Source organism: Pseudomonas sp. Fl4BN1 (assembly GCF_009908285.1).
In the GTDB taxonomy this organism is placed as follows: Bacteria; Pseudomonadota; Gammaproteobacteria; order Pseudomonadales; family Pseudomonadaceae; genus Aquipseudomonas.
In genome coordinates this window covers 405,378-427,095 of record NZ_JAAARM010000001.1, presented here as the reverse complement: position 1 = coordinate 427,095, position 21,718 = coordinate 405,378, and the positions used below count along the sequence as shown (strand labels likewise).

At 63.0% G+C, this 21,718-nt stretch carries 14 protein-coding genes; 10 read left to right on the top strand and 4 right to left on the bottom strand.

What is annotated here, in order from left to right:
* The first annotated feature begins 58 nt into the window (after window positions 1-58).
* Window positions 59-2,752 (top strand): sensor domain-containing phosphodiesterase, encoded by a 2,694-nt coding sequence (locus tag GV818_RS01875; RefSeq protein ID WP_161758918.1) that lies wholly within the window; start codon window positions 59-61, stop codon window positions 2,750-2,752.
* 74 nt (window positions 2,753-2,826) lie between these two features.
* Entirely contained in the window at window positions 2,827-3,474 is a 648-nt protein-coding gene (msrA, locus tag GV818_RS01870) for a peptide-methionine (S)-S-oxide reductase MsrA (RefSeq protein WP_161758917.1), read from the top strand.
* A 59-nt stretch (window positions 3,475-3,533) separates the two neighbouring features.
* On the opposite strand, the gene GV818_RS01865 is transcribed toward msrA, so the two are convergent.
* From GV818_RS01865 to eutH, 3 genes are all read right to left on the bottom strand, one after another.
* Entirely contained in the window at window positions 3,534-4,370 is an 837-nt protein-coding gene (locus tag GV818_RS01865; protein WP_161775700.1) for a 23S rRNA (adenine(2030)-N(6))-methyltransferase RlmJ, read from the bottom strand.
* 103 nt (window positions 4,371-4,473) lie between these two features.
* Window positions 4,474-4,830: a DUF1937 family protein gene (locus tag GV818_RS01860; protein ID WP_161758915.1), complete on the bottom strand. Its 357-nt coding sequence runs from the start codon at window positions 4,828-4,830 to the stop codon at window positions 4,474-4,476.
* A gap of 36 nt (window positions 4,831-4,866) precedes the next feature.
* Window positions 4,867-6,102 (bottom strand): ethanolamine utilization protein EutH, encoded by a 1,236-nt coding sequence (gene eutH / locus GV818_RS01855; RefSeq protein WP_161758914.1) that lies wholly within the window; start codon window positions 6,100-6,102, stop codon window positions 4,867-4,869.
* Window positions 6,103-6,483: 381 nt separating this feature from the next.
* Between eutH and GV818_RS01850 the strand changes: the two genes are divergently transcribed.
* From GV818_RS01850 to GV818_RS01825, 6 genes are all read left to right on the top strand, one after another.
* Window positions 6,484-7,248 carry a DeoR/GlpR family DNA-binding transcription regulator gene (locus GV818_RS01850; RefSeq protein ID WP_161758913.1) on the top strand — a complete coding sequence of 255 codons (765 nt, stop codon included), beginning with the start codon at window positions 6,484-6,486 and terminating at the stop codon, window positions 7,246-7,248.
* A gap of 159 nt (window positions 7,249-7,407) precedes the next feature.
* Window positions 7,408-8,814 carry an NAD(P)/FAD-dependent oxidoreductase gene (locus GV818_RS01845; protein WP_161758912.1) on the top strand — a complete coding sequence of 469 codons (1,407 nt, stop codon included), beginning with the start codon at window positions 7,408-7,410 and terminating at the stop codon, window positions 8,812-8,814.
* Window positions 8,801-10,033 carry an NAD(P)/FAD-dependent oxidoreductase gene (locus tag GV818_RS01840; protein WP_161758911.1) on the top strand — a complete coding sequence of 411 codons (1,233 nt, stop codon included), beginning with the start codon at window positions 8,801-8,803 and terminating at the stop codon, window positions 10,031-10,033. The genes GV818_RS01845 and GV818_RS01840 overlap by 14 nt, the downstream gene beginning before the upstream one ends.
* A gap of 27 nt (window positions 10,034-10,060) precedes the next feature.
* Window positions 10,061-11,485 (top strand): glycerol kinase, encoded by a 1,425-nt coding sequence (locus GV818_RS01835; protein ID WP_161775699.1) that lies wholly within the window; start codon window positions 10,061-10,063, stop codon window positions 11,483-11,485.
* A 220-nt stretch (window positions 11,486-11,705) separates the two neighbouring features.
* Window positions 11,706-12,977, top strand: a complete 1,272-nt coding sequence (locus tag GV818_RS01830) for an O-acetylhomoserine aminocarboxypropyltransferase/cysteine synthase family protein (RefSeq protein WP_161758909.1) — start codon at window positions 11,706-11,708, stop codon at window positions 12,975-12,977.
* 150 nt (window positions 12,978-13,127) lie between these two features.
* Complete coding sequence (locus GV818_RS01825) at window positions 13,128-13,622, top strand: DUF2165 family protein (RefSeq protein WP_161758908.1); 495 nt, start codon at window positions 13,128-13,130, stop codon at window positions 13,620-13,622.
* 127 nt (window positions 13,623-13,749) lie between these two features.
* Here GV818_RS01825 and putP read toward each other — a convergent pair whose 3' ends face one another.
* Window positions 13,750-15,234 (bottom strand): sodium/proline symporter PutP, encoded by a 1,485-nt coding sequence (putP, locus tag GV818_RS01820; protein ID WP_161758907.1) that lies wholly within the window; start codon window positions 15,232-15,234, stop codon window positions 13,750-13,752.
* A gap of 463 nt (window positions 15,235-15,697) precedes the next feature.
* Here putP and putA point away from each other — a divergent pair, with 463 nt between their 5' ends.
* Together putA and GV818_RS01810 are read left to right on the top strand one after the other, a co-directional pair.
* Window positions 15,698-19,651, top strand: coding sequence for a trifunctional transcriptional regulator/proline dehydrogenase/L-glutamate gamma-semialdehyde dehydrogenase (putA, locus tag GV818_RS01815; protein WP_161758906.1), 3,954 nt, complete (start codon window positions 15,698-15,700; stop codon window positions 19,649-19,651).
* A gap of 263 nt (window positions 19,652-19,914) precedes the next feature.
* Complete coding sequence (locus tag GV818_RS01810) at window positions 19,915-21,717, top strand: acyl-CoA dehydrogenase (RefSeq protein ID WP_161775698.1); 1,803 nt, start codon at window positions 19,915-19,917, stop codon at window positions 21,715-21,717.
* Window position 21,718 lies beyond the last annotated feature (1 nt).

Genomic DNA, 21,718 nt, shown 5'->3' with positions numbered 1-21,718 from the left:
CAACAGTAAAGAGGGCGTGAGCCCGGCGCGATCAGCAATTTCGAAGCGAGTTTCCCCCATGAAAAGCCAACCCGATGCCGCCAGCCGTATGGTGGCCGAGGTAGTGACGCAGTTGCCTGTGCCCTCGCGGCTCGGCATGTTGCGTTTCGAACGGCTAAATGAAGCTAGCTGGGCGTTGCTGTTTCTCGATCCCAATTGCGAACGCCAGTTCGGCCTGCCCGCCGTCGAACTCTGCGCCCTGGTCGGTTCCCCCTACGCCAGCCTGATGGAACCCGAGGCCCGCTATCAACTGCACGACACCATCCAGCAGCAGTTGAGCAGCAGCCCGAACTACCTGATCCGCTACACCTTGCACACCGGCCAGGGGCCCTTGAGCATCCTCGAGCTGGGAGAAGCCTACAAGCAACACAACCGGCACCTGCTGCGCGGTTACCTGCTGGTGGTGGAAGGCCTGTTCAGCGACGGATCGACGATGCCGATCCTGGACCTGGAAACCCAGAACACCCGCCTGCAGATCGCCCTGGAACTCAACCAGCGGGCCCAGCAGGAACAACTGCAGCACCTGGAACGGGTACGGGCTCAGCAAGACCTGATCCTGCTCCTGACCCGCCAGCGCTACAGCAGCGGCAACTCCTTGAAGGAAGCCGCCGAGCTGATTACTCGTTGCGCCTGTGACATCTACCAGATCGACTGCGCGAGCATCTGGAACCTGGAAGACCAGCAACTGGTGCCGATTGCCGCCTACCATCGTGGCTCCCAGGAACACCGCATGCCGGAGCCCGTGGACGCCAGCAACTTTCCCGATTACCTGGAAGCCCTGCACAGCTGCCGCGCCATCGACGCCCAGAACGCCATGCGCGATCCGCGCACCCGGGAAATGGCCGAGAGCCTGCGCCCGCGGGATGTGAATGCCATGCTCGACGCCAGCATCCGCATCGACGGCCAGGTGGTCGGCGTGCTGTGCCTGGAGCAGACCGGCATGACCCGGGCCTGGCAGTCGGACGAAATCGCCTTTGCCGGCGAGCTGGCAGACCAGTTCGCCCAAGTCATCAACAATCACAACCGGCGTGCCGCCACCAGCGCCCTGCACCTGTTCCAGCGCGCCGTGGAACAGAGCGCCAACGCCTTCCTGCTGGTCAACTGCGACGGCGTGGTGGAGTACGTCAACCCGAGCTTCACCGCGATCACCCAGTACAGTACCGAAGAGGTCCATGGCCACCGTTTGTCCGAACTACCGGCCCTGGAGAACCTCAGCGAACTGCTGTTCGACGCCCCCTCCAGCCTGGCCAAGAGCAATAGCTGGCAGGGCGAATTCAAGAGCCGGCGCAAGAACCTCGAACCCTATTGGGGCCAGTTGTCGATCTCCAAGGTCTATGGCGACAATCGCGAGCTGACCCACTACATCGGCATCTACGAAGACATCACCCAGACCAAGCTGGCCCAGCAGCGCATCGAGCGCCTGGCCTATACCGACAACCTGACCAACCTGGGCAACCGCCCCGCCTTCATCCGCAACCTCGACGAGCGGTTCGCCCGAGACAGCGATACCCCGATCAGCCTGCTGCTGGTGGACATCGACAACTTCAAGCGGATCAACGACAGCCTCGGCCACCAGACCGGCGACAAGCTGCTGATCAGCCTGGCCCGACGCCTGCGCAACAGCCTGAGCCCCAGCGGTAGCCTGGCACGCTTTGCCAGTAACGAATTCGCCGTGCTGCTGGACAACACCGACCTGGAAACCGGCCAACAGATCGCCAACCAACTGCTGATGACCCTCGACAAGCCGATGTTCGTCGACAACCAGTTGATCAGCGTCACCGGCTCCGTGGGGCTGGCCAGCTCGCCGCTGCACGGTCGTGATCCACAGACGCTGATGCGCAACGCCGGGCTGGCACTGCACAAGGCCAAGGCCAACGGCAAACACCAATTGCAGGTGTTCACCGAGGCCCTGAACGCCGAGGCCAGCTACAAGCTGTTCGTCGAGAATAACCTGCGCCGGGCCCTGACCCAGAACGAACTGGACGTGTTCTACCAACCCAAGCTGTGCCTGCGCAGTGGTCGCTTGCTGGGAATGGAGGCACTGCTGCGCTGGAACCACCCGGAAAAAGGCATGATCCGCCCGGACCAGTTCATCAGCGTGGCGGAAGAAACCGGCCTGATCATCCCCATCGGCAAGTGGATTGCCCGACAGGCCTGCCGCATGAGCAAGCAACTGACCGCCGCCGGCATGGGCAACCTGCATGTGGCCATCAACCTGTCACCCAAGCAGTTCTCCGACCCGGACCTGGTAGCCTCGATCGCCAGCATCCTCAAGGAAGAACAACTGCCCTCCTCGCTGCTGGAACTTGAGTTGACAGAGGGCTTGCTGCTGGAAGCCACCGACGACACCCACCAGCAGCTTGAACAGCTGAAAAAGCTCGGCCTGACCCTGGCCATGGACGACTTCGGCACCGGCTATTCGTCCCTGAGCTACCTGAAGAAATTCCCCATCGATATCATCAAGATCGATCGCAGCTTCATCCACGAAATCCCCGATAACCAGGACGACATGGAAATCACCTCCGCAGTGATCGCCATGGCCCACAACCTGAAAATCAAGGTGGTCGCCGAAGGCATCGAGACCGCCGAGCAACTGACCTTCCTCCGCCGCCATCGCTGCGACGTCGGCCAGGGCTACCTGTTCGACCGGCCGATTCCCGGCTCCGAACTGATCGCCAAGCTCAAGCGTTATCCTCGCGGTCCAATTGCCTGACAGCGCTGTAACACTCGGGCAAACTGCGTGTCTATCCTCTTACCGACTCCCCAACCTGACTGGAGGACCGCCACATGGTCTTGCGCTCGGAAATTCTGGTGAACAAAAAAGTGCTTCCAACCAAAGAACAAGCTCTGCCCGGCCGTGAAACCCCCATGGCCCTGCCTGCCGAACACTACGTCAACGGCAACCCGCTGCTGGGTCCGTTTCCGGGCAATGTGGATTTCGCCATCTTCGGCCTGGGTTGCTTCTGGGGCGCGGAACGGCGCTTCTGGCAGCGCGAAGGCGTGTTCAGCACGTGCGTGGGTTATGCCGGCGGCTTCACCCCGAACCCGACCTACGAAGAAGTCTGCTCAGGCCTGACCGGCCATACCGAAGTGGTGCTGGTGGTGTATGAACCTGAGAAGGTCAGCTACCAGGAGCTGTTGGCGATGTTCTGGGAATTGCACAACCCGACCCAGGGCATGCGCCAAGGCAATGACATCGGCACCCAGTACCGCTCGGTGATCTACGCCACCAACCCGACCCAGCTGGAGCAGGCACTGCACAGCAAGGACGTGTTCCAGGCCGAACTGACCAAGGCCGGACTGGGCAACATCACCACGGAAATCGAAGAAGCCCCGACCGTCTACTTCGCCGAGGCCTATCACCAGCAGTACCTGGCGAAGAATCCTGAAGGGTATTGCGGTATCGGCGGCACTGGCGTGACCTGCCCGATCTGAGCCTTTCGTTGCAAGCCGGTTCCTGCCGGAGCTGGCTTGCCAACGAAAGCCTCAGGCGCTTATTCCGCAATCAGCCAATCCATCTGCCAGCCGCCCTGAGTCTGACCGAGCTTCTTCGACAGCCAAGGCAACAGTTCGCGCAACTCCTCTTCCAGCCCCCAAGGCGGGTTGGCGATCGCCAGGCCCGAACCATTGAGGCTGTTGGGCGTATCCAGGGGATGCACCAGCAATTCCACCCGCAGCAACTTCGGCGCACCGGTGCCGGCCAGGTCCTGGTAGAAGCGCCGTAGCGCCCGCTGGTCCTTGACCGGGTACCAGATGGCCGCCACGGTCTGGCGCATGCGGGCGATGGCTTCCTTCAACGATGCGGCACAGCGCTGCATCTCATCGAGTTGCTCGAAAGGCGGATCGATCAGCATCAACGCACGCTTTTCCACCACCGGCAGCAGCGCCCGCGCCACATGCCAGCCCTCCCCCAGATGCACCGCCACCCGGCGATCACCCTTCATATTGTCCTTGAGCAATTGACCGTCTTGCGGGTGCTTTTCGTTGAGCAGTACCCGGTCCTGGGAGCGCGTCAGGCGCCGCGCCAACTCCGGTGAGCCCGGGTAGTAACGCAGTTCGCCATCCGGGTTCATCTTGTGCAGCACTTGCATGTAGTCCGCAGTCAGTGCCGGCAGTTCCTCGTCGCCCCACAGTCGTGCGATGCCTTCCAGGTATTCGCCGGTGCGCGTTGCCTGGTCGCCCTTGAGGTCATACAGGCCAATGCCGGCGTGGCTGTCGAGATAGGCGAACGGCTGCTCCTTGCGCGACATCAGGGCGATGAGGCGGGTCAGGGTCAGGTGTTTGAAGACGTCGGCGTGATTGCCGGCGTGGAAGGCGTGACGATAGTTCATGGTTGCTCCTGCGCAGGAGCGCAAGTTTACCCTGTGTGCAGCCTGTCGTCAGTTCGGACGGGGGCCGTACCCGGCGCAGTCGACGACGGGTACGACAGGCAACTCAGACGAACTCGTGGCTGACCTCGGACCACAGACTGACCCGGCGCCCGGAGGATTCGAAAACCTCGATCTCGCGCTTGATCCCGCCGCTGTCTTTCCAGCCCGGCAGGTCGAGCACGATCAGCTCTTCCATCATCGCCATGTACAGCGCATCGACAGGTGCCCAGAGTTTGCCAATGGCCGCGTTATCCTTGCCCTCAAGGCACAGGTTGATCGGATGGGACATGCTCACTTGGCTGAACACCGCATGCCCGGCCTGGAGAATCCCCGCCGCCACCCGGTTGCACTGGATAAAGCGCTCGTTGACGACCGCGGCTTCGGGATGGCTGTACGGACAGGCCAGGAAAATCTTGCGCATGGTTACCTCGACTCTTGGAACAGTGAAGCGGACCGTTCAGGTCCGCGCGGGTTGCAGGGCAAAGGCCTCGGCCTGCTCCTGCTCTTGCAGCTCATAACGCTGGGCAGCCGGAACCGAGATGCGGATGGCAATCGCCACCGCCAGCAGGCCGCCGAACAGTTTGCCGATGAGGATCGGCAGGATCAGGCTCGGCTGGAAGTTCGCAGTGAACGCCAGGTGATCGCCGATCAACGCCTGGGCACAGACACCCAGGGCCACGCACAGCACCTTGTCGCGAGCGGTCATGTACTTGAACAGGTGATAGGTGGCAATGATGTTGGCGAACACCATGATGAACCCCGCCGCACCGGTGCTCGACAGATTCAACTGGCGCCCCAGCAACTCCATGGGCTTCTTGCAGTAGCGCTGGAACAGGTAGCAGATCGGGAAGGTACCGGCGAGCATGATGCCGATGTAGCCGGCGATCTCGATGGCCCGGAACAACTCCTTTTCATCCGCGAACATCGGGTCGAAGCCCCAACCGCCGAAGTTGATGCTGAAGAACTTGGTGAAGTGTTCGACGATGCTCAAGGCGAGGATCAGCTTGATCCCGGCGTCCATGATCTTGCCGAACACCAGGAAGCCGCTGACCATCATTTGCGGGCGGTAGCGCAGCCCGGCCGCCAGCAAGAAGCAGAACACGAACAGCGGCGCCAGCAACTTGAGCATGTCGCCGAAACCCAGGGACAGGTAATACAACGCCTCGGAGTTGGTGGAGACAATGTCACGCACCGGCAATTGGCTGACGGTGATGATCAGCAGCGACATCAGCACCGCGAACGGAATACTGATCAGCCCGGCCATGGCCCCCAGCGCCAGGTACTTGTGGTCCTTGCGTTCGAGCATGGTCAGGCCCACCGGGATCAGGTAGACGATGGTCGCCCCGGAGGTATAGCCCACCAGCATCGCGGTGATCCACAGGTCGCGGTTGGCGGTCAGGGCGTTGGCCAACTGATAACCGCCCATGTCCACCGCAATGATCGACAGCGCCGCAATAGAGACATCCGAACCCAGGGCATTGAAAAACGGCCCCAGGGCGTGGGAAATGCCTTGGGACAGGTAGGGAATTGCCACCATGATCCCGGCCTGGGCCAGGAACACCGGACCGATGGAGTGGATACCGTTGACAAACTCCCTGCCCAGCCCGCTATCAGGCTTGATGATCGACGACAGGGCGCCGATTACCGCGCCGAGCATGATCAGGTAAATGACGTAGTTTCCAAATTCAGCCATGTTGGTTCATCTCTCTGAGCGTCATTTATAGGTTTCCCCGCCGGGAAGGTTCTTGTTGAGGCCAGTCCTGGTCAGCCCATCGCATAGGCGGTCGATAGTCCAGGTAAAGGAAGACAGGGCATTTCCTGTGCCACAATGTGTATTAGTTGTGGTTTTTACATACAAACAAGCAAATATCAGTCAACAAAATCACCACATTTCGATTCTTAAAGCCTATTTCATTGAATCAGCGGATGACTGAGGGTCATTGTTAAACGTGCAAGTAAATGCTTAACTTTTCCATCAGACTTGACCGAATCCGCACCTCAATGTGCAAAAGGTGTGCGTAAGTAACAAGAACTGCCCATTTGTGTGGCGAAGTACCACTGACGGAAAACCACCATGCGCCCCAACGAACGACGACAGCACATTCTCGAACTCCTGCGGCAACGGGAGCGGATCTCCGTGGAAGAGCTGGCCCGCATCACCACCACCTCCCAGGAGACCATCCGCCGCGACCTCAGCGAACTGGCGGAAAGCGGCCTGGTTACCAAGTTTCACGGCGGCGCCGCGCTACCGCCCACCGGCGAACACGAAAACACCTTTCAAACCCGCATGAACGAACATGCCCAGGAGAAGCGCGCCATCGCCCGCTATGCCGCCGGACTGTTCTGCGCCGGCGACAGTATCTTCATCGACACCGGGACCACTACCTTGTTCTTCGCCCGGGAACTGGCGCAACACACGCGCCTGACGGTAATCACCAACTCCCTGCCGATTGCCGGCTGCATGGGTGAGTCGGGCAACCGGGTGTTCATGATCGGTGGCGAATACCGCCCTGATTCGACCCAGAACGTCGGCACCCTGGCCCTCGAGCAGATCACCCGCTTCAACGCTGAGCACGCGGTCATCACCATCGGCGCCCTGAATGAGGACGGCGCCATGGACTTCTCCATTGAAGAGACGGAAGTCGCCCGCGCCATGATTGCCCAGGCCCGCCAACTGACGGTGATCGCCGACTCCTCGAAGCTGGAGCGGCGTGGCCTGTTCAAGGTGTTCCCGCTGGAGCGCATCGACCGACTGGTGATCGATCGCCAGCCTGGCCCGGAGCTGCTGGCGGCCCTGGAAAAAGCCAAGGTAGAGGTGCACGTGGTGACCCCCTCCTGAAGCCTTGATGAGAATTGGGAAAACCATAAAGCCTCATAAAAACAACATAAAACGACCGATACATGACCGAATAACAAATTAAAACAACAACAATGGCCCATATTATGCTTTGATTTCTGCACCGATCCTCAGGCGTTACCGCAGGAAACAGGCGTTTATATGACCGAACTTTATCCGAACAGTATGACTTTCGATGTGGCCATCGTCGGTGGCGGTGTCGTGGGTTGCGCCATGGCCCGGCGCTTTGCCCTGGAAGGCGCACGGGTGGTGCTGCTGGAAAAAGGCAGCGACATTCTCTCCGGGGCCAGCAAGGCCAACAGCGCCATCCTGCATACCGGTTTCGATGCGCCCAGCGCCAGCCTGGAGTTGCAGTGCATGCAGGCCGGGTACCAGGAGTACCTGGAAATTCACCCGCAGATGAACCTGCCGCTGCTCAAGAGCGGCGCGTTGGTGGTGGCCTGGAACACCGAGGACCAAGCCAAACTGCCCGGCATCCTCGCCCAGGCCCAGGCCAATGGGGTGAGCAATGCACGGTTGCTGGAACAAGGCGAGATCCTCGCGCTGGAACCGCATCTGGCCAATCACGCGGTGGGCGCAGTCCTGGTGCCCGATGAACACTTGATCGACCCCTGGTCCGCCCCCCTGGGATACCTGCAACAGGCCATGGCCCACGGCGCTCGCGTACAACTCCAGTGCGAGGTGCAGCAAGGCCAGTTCGACGGCGAGCACTGGACCCTGCACACCAACCGGGGCACCCTGCGCTGCGCACAGGTAATCAACTGCGCCGGGCTGTTCGGCGACACCCTGGAACACCAGTTGCTGGGGCACAGCGAGTTTCGGATCATGCCGCGCAAGGGCCAGTTCGTGGTCTTCGACAAAGCCGCGGCCAAGCTGCTGCAACGTATCGTCCTGCCGGTACCCAACGAACGCACCAAAGGCATCGTCCTGACCCGCACGGTGTACGGCAACCTGCTGGTGGGCCCCACCGCCGAAGAGCAGGAAGATCGGGTCCACGCCGGCCTCGACGGCGCCACCCTGCAAAGCCTGATCGATGCTGCGGTGGAGCGGATCCCGGCCCTCGCCGGCGTCCCGGTGACCGCCACCTATGCCGGGCTGCGCCCTGCCAGTGAAAAAAAGGAATACCGGATTCAAGCCGATCACCCACGGCACTGGATCACTGTCGGCGGTATCCGCTCCACCGGACTCACTGCTGCCCTGGGCATCGCCCGGCACGTCTATGAGCTGTACAGCCAACGCCGCCAGCATCACCCGGTGCGAGAGTTGATCTGGCCGCAGATGCCCAACCTCGCCGAGCACTTGCCCCGCGACTGGCAGCGGCCAGGCTACGGCGAAATCGTCTGCCATTGCGAACTGGTGACCCGACGCGAGATCGAGGCGGCCTTGATCGGTCCCCTGCCCCCCGGCGACCTCGGCGGCCTCAAGCGTCGCACCCGGGCCTGCATGGGCCGCTGCCAGGGTTTCTATTGCTCGGCCCAGGTGGCCGAACTCAGTGCCAGCCATCTAGCCGTTCCACTTGCCACAGGTCGTTGCCATGAACCGCACTGAACACATACAGGCCGAAGTGGCCATTATCGGTAGCGGTCCGGCAGGCCTCGCAGCAGCCATTGAGCTGCGGCGCCAGGGCATCGGCCCGGTACTGGTCATCGAGCGCGAAGGCCAGGCCGGCGGCATTCCCCGGCATTGCGCCCATCCACCTTTCGGCATGCGCGAGTACCAGCGCATTCTCAGCGGACCGGCCTATGCCCGGCGCAATGTCGAGGCCGCCCTGAAGGCCGGCGTGGTCCTGCTGTTGCGCCACACCGTGGTCAGCCTCGAACCCGGCGGCCTGCTGCAACTGGCCAGTCCCGACGGGCCGCTGCAGATCCACGCGCAGAAGGTCCTGATCGCCACCGGGGCCCGGGAAACCCCGCGCTCGGCCCGCCTGCTCTCCGGTGACCGGCCCGTGGGCGTGATCAATACCGGGGCGCTGCAGAATTTCCTCTATGTGCAGCACCTCAAACCCTTCGAGCGCCCGCTGATCATCGGCACCGAACTGGTCAGCCTGTCTGCCGTTCTCAGTTGCCGTCGCGCCGGCATCCGCCCGGTGGCCGTACTGGAAGCCAACACTCGCGCCACGGCCCGCTGGCCGCTGTCGCTGTTTCCACGTGTGCTCGGCATCCCCATGCACTTCGGCGCACAGTTACTGGCGATCAATGGCACCGGCCGCGTGGAGTCGGCCCAGGTGCGCATGGCCAATGGCGAGGTACGCACCCTCGACTGTGACGGGGTGCTGCTCAGCGGCCAGTTCACTCCGGAGTCGAGCCTGGTGCGCCAGAGCCACCTGCAACTGGACAGTGGTAGCGATGGGCCGAAGATCGATCAGTTCGGACGCTGCTCGGACCCGGCCTACTTCGCCGCCGGCAACCTGTTGCGCCCGATCGAGACCGCTGGCTGGTCCTACCGTGAAGGGCGGCGCATCGGTGGCTTGATGGCGCTGGCCCTCAGTGGCCAACTACCTGACACACACAATGCGCTGACCCTGAAATACGCAGCGCCCATCAAACTCGGCGTGCCGGCAAGACTGGTGCGCGGCGACGTTCCCGGCTTGCAACACATCCAGCTGCGGGTCAGCCAGGCGGTCAGCGGCACCTTGCGGGTCCGCGCCCATGGCAAGGACCTCTGGAGCCAGCCGGTGTCAGCCTTGCCGGAACGCCGTCTGCTGATTCCCCTCAAGGCATTGAAGCTGCCGGAGCACATCGACCAACTGGACATTTGCATCGAGTAGGCCCGTCCATCAATAAGAGAGAAAACCATGCGAATAGCCGCACTTGACCAGGGCACTACCAGCACCCGCGTATTGGTGGTGGACATGCAGGGCCGAGCCGATATCCAACTGTCGTTGCGTCATCAGCAGCATCATCCCCGCCCGGGCTGGGTCGAGCACGATCCGCTGGAACTGCTGGCCAACCTGCAACGCTGCCTGGAGGCCACCGGCCGGGTCGACGCCATCGGCCTGGCCAACCAGGGCGAAAGCTGCCTGGCCTGGGACGCTGTCAGCGGCACGCCACTGTCGCCAGTGATTGTCTGGCAGGACAACCGCACCACCGCGCGCATCGAGGAACTGCGCGCCAAGGACGCCGAGGCGCTGACCCTGGAGCGCGCCGGACTGCCCCTGGACGCCTACTTTTCCGCGAGCAAGCTGGCCTGGATCCTCGACAACCTGCCGGCCGCGCAAGCCGCCCTCAGCGCCGGCCGCCTGCGCCTGGGTACCACCGATGCGTATTTTCTCGACCGTCTGACCGGGGTCTACGCCACCGACATCACCACCGCCTCGCGCACCTCGCTGATGAATCTCAGCACTGGCCAGTGGGACCCCGAACTCTGCGAACTGTTCGGCGTGCCCCTGCAGGCGCTGCCGCAGATCCGCGACACAGTCGGTGACTTCGGGCGCATCGGCCAGACGCCTATCAGCGCCTCGGTGGTGGACCAGCAGGCTTCGCTGTACGGCCACGGCTGCCGACAGCCAGGGGACGCCAAGATCACCTTCGGCACCGGCGCCTTTGCCCTGACCGTTACCGGTGAACAAATCATCCGCGCCCCAGAGAAAGGCCTGCTGGCAACCGTTGCCTGGCAGGCCGACGGCCAACCGGTGTATGCCATGGACGGGGGTGTCTACGACGCCAGTGCCGCAGTGGAATGGGCCGGACGACTGGGCCTGTTCAGCGACTTTTCCGAGCTGGCGGCCTTCGACCAGCCTCCGGCGATTTCCCGCGACCTGGCCTTCGTGCCGGCGCTTTCCGGTCTCGCCTGCCCGCACTGGGACCGCAGCGCTGGCGCGGTGTGGATCGGCATGAACGCGGCCACCAGCCGCCAGGACCTGTGCCAGGCGGTACTGGAAGGCGTTGCCCTGCGCAGCGCCGAAGTGATCAGTGCAATGGACGACCACTTGAACGTCACCGACCAGCTGTCGATTGATGGCGGCCTGGCCCGCAGCCCGTATTTCGCCCAGTTCCTCGCCGACATCCTGCAGCGCACCATCGTCACCCAGCGTTTTGACGAGCTCACCGCCCTGGGCTGCGCCGCCCTCGCCGCCCGCGGCCTGGGCCTGGAACTGCCGGCCCTGGACAACACCCGCACCGACTACCAGCCACGCATCGACCAGGCCACCGCCGCGGCCTGGCGGCTGACCTTCAGCGGTGCGGTCAGCCGCTCCCAGGGCTGGTCGCAACCGCGCTGAACACTCAACCGGCCACGGACGGCCGGTGCTTCCTGGCGCACTCAACAGCCCCTTGCCGATCCGCCACGCCTATTGGACACTGGCCCGCCTGCCCGCGACCAAGCGGCGGGGACACCTAGCGGTTGCTGGCGACTCAGACACACGGGACCACTGACTGCTGCGCGGGCACACGACCTGCCTGGCTGTGCTCATTAATGGATTAACTCTGAGTCGAGGTTTTATGAAAGACGCAACGATTGCGCTGCACCATGGATTCAAGTCGGACCCGACCACCAAGGCCGTGGCCGTGCCCATCTACCAGAACGTCGCCTTCGAATTCGACAACGCCCAGCACGGCGCTGACCTGTTCAACCTCGATGTGCCCGGCAACATCTACACCCGCATCATGAACCCCACCAACGATGTGCTGGAACAGCGCATGGCCGCCCTGGAAGGCGGGATCGCCGGGCTCGCGGTGGCTGCCGGCAGCGCCGCGATCCACTACGCGATCCAGACCCTGACCCAGGCCGGCGACAATATTGTCTCCACCCCGCAGCTATACGGCGGCACCTACACCCTGTTCGCCCACCTGCTGCCGAGCTTCGGGGTCGAGGTGCGCTTTGCCCGGGACGACTCCGCCGAGGCCATCGCCGAGCTGATCGACGACAAGACCAAGCTGGTGTACTGCGAAAGCATCGGCAACCCGGCGGGCAACATCGTCGACCTCGAAGGCCTGGCGCAGGCGGCTCACGCCCGTGGCGTGCCGTTGATGGTGGACAACACCGTGGCCACGCCAATCCTGTGCAAGCCGATCCAGTTCGGTGCCGACATCGTCGTGCACTCGGTGACCAAATACGTCGGCGGCCATGGCAACTCCCTGGGTGGAGTGATCGTCGACAGCGGCAACTTCCCCTGGGCCGACCACCCGCAGAAGTTCGCCAGCCTCAATACCCCGGAGCCGGCCTACCACGGCGTGGTCTACACCGAGAAATTCGGCCCGGCGGCCTTCATCGCCCGGGCGCGCACCGTACCGCTGCGCAACACCGGCGCGGCGTTGGCGCCGATGAACGCCTTCCTCCTGCTGCAAGGCCTGGAAACCCTGGCCCTGCGCATGGAACGCCACACCGACAACGCCCTCAAGGTGGCGCAATTTCTCAAGGCCCACCCGCTGGTGGCGTGGGTCAGCTACGCCGGCCTGCCCGACCACCCGCACCATGAGCTGGCGCGCAAGTACATGCAGGGCAAACCGTCGGCGATCCTCTCCTTCGGCCTCAAGGGCGGCTATGCCGCGGGCGTGCGCTTCTACGACGCGCTGCAGATCTTCAAGCGCCTGGTGAATATTGGCGACGCCAAGTCCCTGGCCTGCCACCCGGCCTCCACCACCCATCGACAGATGAACGAAGAGGAGCAGGCCAAGGCCGGGGTCAAGCCGGAAATGATCCGGCTCTCGGTGGGTATCGAAGCCATCGAGGACCTGCTCGAAGACCTCGACCAGGCCTTGAAACAGGCCTGACCACCGATGGACCGCCGCCGAACAGCGGCGGCCCCTTGGGTACCAGGGCCCTGGCGATCAACGCCAGGGCCGAGCCAACCCGCGCCGGCACCGGCGCACCACCCACCCATCAGCCCCCAGGATCATTTCTCACCCTCAAAGGACCCCAACATGATTGTGCGTTACGTAAAAATCACCATGACCCTGGCCGTTGCCGCCTTCGCCTTGCTGGTGGCCTACAACAACCTCAGCGACTACGGCTCCAACTTCGCCTTCGTCCAGCACGTGCTGAGCATGGACAGCGTGTTCCCGGGCAACAGCGCCACCGACCGGGCACTCACCCTGCCGCTGCTGTGGAACCTCGGCTACTGGCTGATCATTGCCGGTGAAGCGCTGACCGGCGTCATCCTGACCTTGGGTGCCCTGCGCCTGTGGCTGGCAAGACGCGGTGCCGCCAGCTATTTCAACCGCGCCAAGCACTGGGCCATTGTCGGTTTCTGCCTGGGCTTCTGCGTATGGTTCTTCGGTTTCATGGTGGTGGGAGGCGAGTGGTTCATGATGTGGCAGTCACCGACCTGGAACGGTCAGGACGCCGCGTTCAAGTTCTACATGGCAATTCTTGGCGTGTTGATCTTCCTCAACCAGCCTGACGCCGAACTGCACTGAGCGGCCCCCGGATCACCGCGACAGGAATCCAGCCAGAGGCTGATGATCAGGCACAAAAAAGGCCCGCTGCGGTGACGCAACGGGCCTTTTTCTAGCGCCCTGAAACATCAGGGGCGGATTTTCCTACTCAGTGATTGAGCTTGAAATCCTTCTCGGCGGCTTCGAAACGCTGAACCATGCCAGCGCTCGGAGCACTCATCTTGCTCACCAGCAGGATCGCCAGGCTGGCGAAGATGAAGCCCGGGATGATTTCGTACAGGCCCAGCAGAGCAAAGTGCTTCCACAGGATTACGGTGACAGCACCGACGATGATGCCGGCCAGCGCGCCGTCGCGGGTCATGCCTTTCCACAGCACCGAAATCAGCACCACGGGACCGAAGGCCGCGCCGAAACCGGCCCAGGCATAGCTCACCAGGCCCAGCACGCGGTTTTCCGGGTTGGCGGCCATGGCGATGGCGATCAGCGCAACCACCAGCACCATGGCGCGACCGACCCACACCAGCTCCATCTGAGAGGCGTGCTTGCGCAGGAAGGCTTTATAGAAGTCTTCGGTCAAGGCACTGGAGCACACCAGCAGCTGGCAGCTCAAGGTACTCATGACGGCCGCCAGGATGGCCGACAGCAGCACGCCGGCGATCCATGGGTTGAACAGCAGCTTGGCCAGTTCGATGAACACCCGCTCATGGTTCTCGGTCACTGGACCGGCCACTTCTGGATGCGCCGAGAAGTAGGCGATGCCGAAGAAGCCCACGGCCACGGTGCCACCCAGGCACAGGATCATCCAGGTCATGGAGATGCGACGCGCGTTGGCGATCGACTTCACCGAATCTGCCGCCATGAAGCGCGCCAGGATATGCGGTTGGCCGAAGTAGCCCAGGCCCCAGCCCAGCAGCGAGATCACGCCGATGAAGGTGGTGTTCTTGAGCATGTTGAAGTTGCTGGGGTCCTGGGCCTCGATGGCCAGGAACGTGGTGTCGACACCACCGGTGGCCAGCAGCACGATGATCGGCGTCAGGATCAGGGCGAAGATCATCAGCGTGGCTTGCACGGTGTCAGTCCAGCTCACGGCCAGGAAACCACCGACGAAGGTGTAGGCGATGGTCGCTGCCGCGCCGGCCCACAGCGCTGTCTCGTAGGACATGCCGAAGGTGCTTTCGAACAGGCGGGCACCGGCGACGATGCCGGAAGCGCAGTAAATGGTGAAGAACACCAGGATCACTACCGCGGAGATGATCCGCAACAGGCCGCTTTTATCTTCGAAGCGGCTGGAGAAGTAGTCCGGCAGAGTCAGCGCATCACCGTTGTGCTCGGTCTGCACCCGCAGGCGACCGGCCACGAACAGCCAGTTCAGGTAGGCACCCACGATCAGGCCGATGGCGATCCAGCTTTCTGAAAGACCGGACATGTAGATGGCGCCCGGCAGGCCCATCAGCAGCCAGCCACTCATGTCGGAGGCACCAGCGGAAAGCGCGGTGACCACGCTGCCGAGGCTGCGGCCGCCAAGAATGTAGTCGGAAAGGTTGTTGGTGGAGCGATAGGCCATGAAGCCGATCAGCACCATTGCCGCGATGTAGATCACGAAGGTGATCAGGGTTGGATTGCTTGCACTCATTGAGTTACGCCCTGGCTTTGTTTTTATGGTGCGGCGGCCATTGCCACCCGCCGTCAAACGATGACGCTTGGGAGACGATCAGGTGGGCCGCGCATTTATGACTGATGTTTCCCCAGGAAAGCCATCAGCCGATGAACCGCTCTGAAAGAACGGTTGCACCTTGGGCGCGAATCCTATTCAACAAAATGAACAAGGTGCAACCAATTTGAGGTGAATCAGTTGCACCTTGTCGATTAATCCACCTTTGACGACGCTTTTGCTCCTTTTTGGGGCAAGCAACGGCTTTTTCAGAAGCAAATGCACCATATGGACGCAAGCAGCTCCCAGCAGGAAATTTATTCCTGACAAGCTGTCTATTTTTCCGACTGAAAATGGGTTGCACCCGGTTGCACCTATTTCGGCGCGCGGATAATCTTGCCGCCAGCTGATGCCACACGTGCGTGGCAAACATGAGGATAAAAATATGGCTACCACCACCCTCGGGGTCAAACTCGACGACCCAACCCGCGAGCGCCTCAAGGCCGCCGCGGCCTCGATCGATCGTACGCCGCACTGGCTGATCAAGCAGGCGATTTTCAATTACCTGGAAAAACTCGAGGGTGGTGCAACCCTGACCGAGCTGAGCAGTGTCACCGCCAAAGAAGGCGAAGATGCTGGCGACGTGCACACTGATCACGCTCATCAGTGCTTCCTCGAATTCGCCGAGAGCATCCTCCCGCAATCGGTGCTGCGCGCCTCGATCACTGCCGCTTACCGTCGCCCGGAACCGGAAGTGGTGCCGATGCTGCTGGAGCAGGCACGCCTGCCGGCCGAAACCGCCGAAGCCACCAACAAGCTGGCCTCCTCGATCGCCGAGAAGCTGCGCAACCAGAAGAGCGCCGGCGGCCGTGCCGGTATCGTCCAGGGCCTGCTGCAGGAATTCTCCCTGTCGTCCCAGGAAGGCGTGGCGCTGATGTGCCTGGCCGAAGCGCTGCTGCGCATCCCGGACAAAGGCACCCGTGACGCGCTGATCCGCGACAAGATCAGCACCGGCAACTGGCAGCCGCACCTGGGCAACAGCCCGTCGCTGTTCGTCAACGCCGCGACCTGGGGCCTGTTGCTCACCGGCAAGCTGGTGTCGACCCACAACGAGGCCGGCCTGACGTCGTCCCTGAGCCGCATCATCGGCAAGAGCGGCGAGCCGATGATCCGCAAGGGCGTCGACATGGCCATGCGCCTGATGGGCGAACAGTTCGTCACCGGCGAAACCATCGCCGAAGCCCTGGCCAATGCCAGCAAGTTCGAAGCCAAGGGCTTCCGCTACTCCTACGACATGCTCGGCGAAGCGGCACTGACCGAGCACGACGCACAGAAATACCTCGCCTCCTACGAGCAGGCCATCCACTCCATCGGCAAGGCTTCCCACGGTCGCGGCATCTATGAAGGCCCGGGCATCTCGATCAAGCTCTCGGCCCTGCACCCGCGCTACAGCCGCGCCCAGTACGAGCGCGTGATGGATGAGCTGTACCCGCGCCTGCTGTCGCTGACCCTGCTGGCTAAGCAATACGATATCGGCCTGAACATCGACGCCGAGGAAGCCGACCGCCTGGAGCTGTCCCTGGACCTGCTGGAGCGCCTGTGCTTCGAGCCGCAACTGACCGGTTGGAACGGTATCGGTTTCGTGATCCAGGCTTACCAGAAACGCTGCCCGTACGTGATCGACTACGTCATCGACCTGGCGCGCCGCAGCCGCCACCGCCTGATGATCCGCCTGGTGAAGGGCGCCTACTGGGACAGCGAAATCAAGCGCGCCCAGGTCGAAGGCCTGGAAGGCTATCCGGTCTACACCCGCAAGGTGTACACCGACGTGTCCTACATCGCCTGCGCACGCAAGCTGCTGTCGGTGCCGGAAGTTATCTATCCGCAGTTCGCCACCCACAACGCCCATACCCTGTCGGCGATCTACCACATTGCCGGTCAGAACTATTACCCCGGCCAGTACGAGTTCCAGTGCCTGCACGGCATGGGCGAACCGCTGTACGAGCAAGTGGTGGGTAAGGTTGCCGAGGGCAAGCTGAACCGTCCGTGCCGCGTGTACGCCCCGGTGGGCACCCACGAAACCCTGCTGGCCTACCTGGTTCGCCGCCTGCTGGAAAACGGCGCCAACACCTCGTTCGTCAACCGCATCGCCGATCAGTCGATCTCGATTCAAGAGTTGGTGGCCGATCCGGTGAGCCAGATCGAGCAGATGGCCACCCTGGAAGGCGGCCTCGGCCTGCCACATCCGCGCATTGCACTGCCGCGTGACTTGTATGGTGCCGAACGCGCCAACTCGGCCGGCATCGACATGGCTAACGAACACCGCCTGGCGTCGCTGTCCTGCGCATTGCTGGCCACCGCGCACAACAACTGGAAAGCCGCGCCGATGCTCGGCTGTGCTTCCAGCAGTGAAACCCCGGCTCCAGTCCTCAACCCTTCCGACCATCGCGATGTGGTGGGCCACGTCCAGGAAGCCACGGTCGAAGACGTCGACAACGCGATCCAGTGCGCCCTCAACGCCGCACCGATCTGGCAGGCCACGCCGCCGGCCGAACGTGCCGCGATCCTCGAACGTGCCGCCGACCTGATGGAAGGCGAGATCCAGCCTCTGATGGGCCTGTTGGCCCGCGAAGCCGGCAAGACCTTCGCCAACGCCATCGCCGAAGTGCGCGAAGCCGTGGACTTCCTGCGCTACTACGCGGTGCAGGCACGCAATGACTTCAGCAACGACGCTCACCGTCCGCTGGGTCCTGTGGTGTGCATCAGCCCTTGGAACTTCCCGCTGGCGATCTTCAGCGGCCAAGTCGCCGCAGCCCTGGCCGCCGGTAACCCGGTACTGGCCAAACCCGCCGAACAGACTCCACTGGTCGCCGCCCAGGCCGTGCGCCTGCTGCTGGAAGCCGGGATTCCTCAAGGCGTGCTGCAACTGCTGCCGGGCCAGGGCGAAAGCGTCGGTGCCCGCCTGGTAGGTGACGAGCGCGTCAAAGGCGTGATGTTCACCGGTTCCACCGAAGTCGCCCGCTTGCTGCAACGCAACATCGCCGGACGCCTGGACAACCATGGCCGACCGATCCCGCTGATCGCCGAAACCGGTGGCCAGAACGCAATGATCGTCGACTCCTCGGCGCTGACCGAACAAGTGGTCATCGACGTGGTCTCCTCGGCCTTCGACAGCGCCGGCCAACGTTGCTCTGCCCTGCGCGTGCTGTGCCTGCAGGAAGACTCCGCCGACCGCGTGATCGAAATGCTCAAGGGCGCCATGGCCGAAAACCGCCTGGGCAACCCGGAGCGCCTGTCGGTGGATATCGGCCCGGTGATCGACGCCGAAGCCAAGGCTGGCATCGAGAAGCACATCCAGGCCATGCGCGACAAAGGTCGCAACGTGTACCAGATGGCTATCGCCGACAGCGAAGAATGCAAGCGCGGCACCTTTGTCATGCCGACCCTGATCGAGCTGGAAAGCTTCGACGAGCTACAACGCGAGATCTTCGGTCCGGTGCTGCACGTGGTGCGCTACAAGCGCAAGGAAATCGACCAGTTGATCGCCCAGATCAACGCGTCCGGCTACGGCCTGACCCTGGGTGTGCACACCCGCATCGATGAAACCATCGCCAAGGTGGTGGACAACGTCCATGCCGGCAACGTCTACGTCAACCGCAACATCGTCGGTGCCGTGGTCGGCGTGCAGCCGTTCGGCGGCGAAGGCCTGTCGGGCACCGGCCCGAAAGCCGGCGGCCCGCTGTACCTGTACCGCCTGCTGTCGACCCGCCCGGTGGATGCCATCGAGCAGTCCTTCGTTCGGGCCGATGCTGCCAACGCTCCGGACCTGCGCCTGCGGGAAGTCCTGAGCAAGCCGCTCAACGCCCTGCAAGCCTGGGCCGAGAGCAGCAAGCTGGCGGAACTGGCGAGCCTGTGCAAACAGTTCGCCGGCCAGTCGCAAAGCGGTATCACCCGTCAATTGAACGGCCCGACCGGCGAACGCAACAGCTACGCCATCCTGCCTCGCGAGCACGTGCTGTGCCTGGCGGAAATCGAAAGCGACCTGCTGACGCAACTGGCAGCGGTCCTGGCCGTTGGCGGTTCGGCGGTGTGGCCAGAAAGCGATCTGAGCAAGGCGCTGTTCGCCCGTCTGCCGAAGGATGTGCAAGCGCGCATCCAACGGGTGGCGGATTGGACCAAGGATGACGTGGTGTTCGACGCGGTCCTGCACCACGGCGACTCTGACCAGCTGCGCGGCGTTTGCCAGCAAGTGGCCCAGCGTGCCGGTGCCATCGTCGGCGTCCAGGGCCTGTCCCAGGGCGAGACCGCGATTGCCCTGGAGCGCCTGGTGATCGAACGCGCCCTGAGCGTCAACACTGCAGCGGCCGGCGGCAACGCCAGCCTGATGACCATCGGCTGATCGCCGAAGGCCAGGCTGCATCGATGGGCGCCCTCACCGGCGCCCATTTTTTTTGCCCGCCCTCTGTAGGAGCCGGCTTGCCGGCGAAAAGGCCTTGAGTCCTGCATCGCCCTCCATGACGCCTTCGCTGGCAAGCCAGCTCCTACACAAGCCAGCTCCTACCGAGGTTTTTTGGGCCCTGCATCACCGCGATCAATCTTGCTATCCAGCCTTTATTCACCCGCCTAGACTCAGCCCACTCCCCAATCCACAGGTAAGCCGCCATGTCCGAGACCTTGCTCAGTTCCCGCAATCTGGCCTTTGAACTGTATGAGGTACTCGATGCCGAGGGCCTAACCCAACGCGAGCGGTTTGCCGAACACAACCGGGAAACCTTCGATGCAGCCCTGGGCACCGCCCGTAGCATCGCCGAGAAATTCTTCGCCCCGCACAACCGCAAGGGCGATGAACACGAACCCCGTTACGAAGACGGCCAGGCGGTGTTGATCCCCGAGGTCAAACCGGCGGTGGATGCCTTTCTCGAAGCCGGCTTCCTCAATGCCGCCCGCAGTTTCGAGGCCGGCGGCATGCAGCTGCCAACCCTGCTGTCCCAGGCCTGCTTCGCTCACTTCCAGGCGGCCAACGCGGCGACGACTTCCTATCCGTTCCTGACCATGGGCGCCGCCAACCTGATCGAAAGCTTCGGCACCCAGGAACAGCAGCAGCGCTTCCTGCAACCGATGATCGACGGTCGCTTCTTCGGCACCATGGCCCTGACCGAACCCCATGCCGGCTCGTCGCTGTCGGATATCCGCACCCGCGCCGAACCGGCCGCCGACGGTAGCTACCGGATCAAGGGCAACAAGATCTTCATCTCCGGCGGCGACCACTCTCTGTCGGAGAACATCGTGCACATGGTCCTGGCCAAGCTGCCGGATGCGCCACCCGGAGTGAAGGGTATCTCGCTGTTCATCGTGCCCAAGTTCCTGGTCAACGACGACGGCAGCCTGGGCCCGCGCAACGACGTCCTGCTGGCCGGGCTGTTCCACAAGATGGGCTGGCGCGGCACCACCTCCACCGCGCTGAACTTCGGCGATAACGGGCATTGCGTAGGCTATCTGGTGGGCAAGCCGCACCAGGGCCTGAGCTACATGTTCCAGATGATGAATGAGGCGCGGATCGGCGTCGGCATGGGCGCGGTGATGCTCGGCTACGCCGGTTACCTGTATTCACTGGAATATGCCCGTGAACGCCCGCAAGGCCGCCTGCCGGACAGCAAGGACCCGAACACTGCGCCGGTGTCGATCATCCAGCATGCCGATGTGCGGCGCATGCTGCTGACCCAGAAGGCTTATGTGGAAGGTGCCTTCGACCTGGGGCTGTACGCGGCGCGGCTGTTCGATGACACCACCACCCTGGGCACTGAGGCCGAACGCCAGCAGGCCCACGAACTGCTGGACTTGTTGACCCCGATCGTCAAGTCCTGGCCCTCGGAGTTCTGCCTCAAGGCCAACGAGCTGGCGATCCAGATCCTCGGCGGCCACGGCTATACCCGGGAATACCCGGTGGAGCAGTACTACCGTGACAACCGCCTGAACCCGATCCACGAAGGCACCCACGGCATCCAGTCCCTGGACCTGCTGGGACGAAAACTGGCGCAGAACGGCGGTGCCGGGCTCAAGCGCCTGATCCGCCTGATCGCCGAAACCGGGGCCCGGGCCCAGGCACATGAATCCCTGAACGCCCTGCGCATGCCGCTGGAGCAACTGCTGACACGCCTGCAGAGCGTGACTCTGGGGCTGTTGGGAGACCTGGCCAGCGGCAAGGTCACGCCGACCCTGGCCAACTCGGCGTTGTATCTCAAGGCGTTCGGCCACACGGTAATTGGCTGGCGCTGGCTGGAACAAGCCATCAAGGCCGAGGAAGGACTGGCGCGGGGCGATGCCGGGGATCGGGATTTTTATCGGGGCAAGCTGCAGGCCGCGCGCTATTTCCTGACCTGGGAGGTGCCGGGATGCCAGCATGAACTGACGCTGCTGGAGACCCGGGACGCGACCTGCCTGGAAATGCAGGATGCCTGGTTCTGAG

Coding starts and splice junctions, on each gene's coding strand:
- GV818_RS01825 (WP_161758908.1), top strand. CDS start 13,128: ATGATTGTGCGTTACGTAAAAATCACCATGACCCTGGCCGTTGCCGCC.
- GV818_RS01875 (WP_161758918.1), top strand. CDS start 59: ATGAAAAGCCAACCCGATGCCGCCAGCCGTATGGTGGCCGAGGTAGTG.
- GV818_RS01850 (WP_161758913.1), top strand. CDS start 6,484: ATGCGCCCCAACGAACGACGACAGCACATTCTCGAACTCCTGCGGCAA.
- msrA (WP_161758917.1), top strand. CDS start 2,827: ATGGTCTTGCGCTCGGAAATTCTGGTGAACAAAAAAGTGCTTCCAACC.
- putP (WP_161758907.1), bottom strand. CDS start 15,234: ATGAGTGCAAGCAATCCAACCCTGATCACCTTCGTGATCTACATCGCG.
- eutH (WP_161758914.1), bottom strand. CDS start 6,102: ATGGCTGAATTTGGAAACTACGTCATTTACCTGATCATGCTCGGCGCG.
- putA (WP_161758906.1), top strand. CDS start 15,698: ATGGCTACCACCACCCTCGGGGTCAAACTCGACGACCCAACCCGCGAG.
- GV818_RS01835 (WP_161775699.1), top strand. CDS start 10,061: ATGCGAATAGCCGCACTTGACCAGGGCACTACCAGCACCCGCGTATTG.
- GV818_RS01865 (WP_161775700.1), bottom strand. CDS start 4,370: ATGAACTATCGTCACGCCTTCCACGCCGGCAATCACGCCGACGTCTTC.
- GV818_RS01810 (WP_161775698.1), top strand. CDS start 19,915: ATGTCCGAGACCTTGCTCAGTTCCCGCAATCTGGCCTTTGAACTGTAT.
- GV818_RS01860 (WP_161758915.1), bottom strand. CDS start 4,830: ATGCGCAAGATTTTCCTGGCCTGTCCGTACAGCCATCCCGAAGCCGCG.
- GV818_RS01845 (WP_161758912.1), top strand. CDS start 7,408: ATGACCGAACTTTATCCGAACAGTATGACTTTCGATGTGGCCATCGTC.
- GV818_RS01830 (WP_161758909.1), top strand. CDS start 11,706: ATGAAAGACGCAACGATTGCGCTGCACCATGGATTCAAGTCGGACCCG.
- GV818_RS01840 (WP_161758911.1), top strand. CDS start 8,801: ATGAACCGCACTGAACACATACAGGCCGAAGTGGCCATTATCGGTAGC.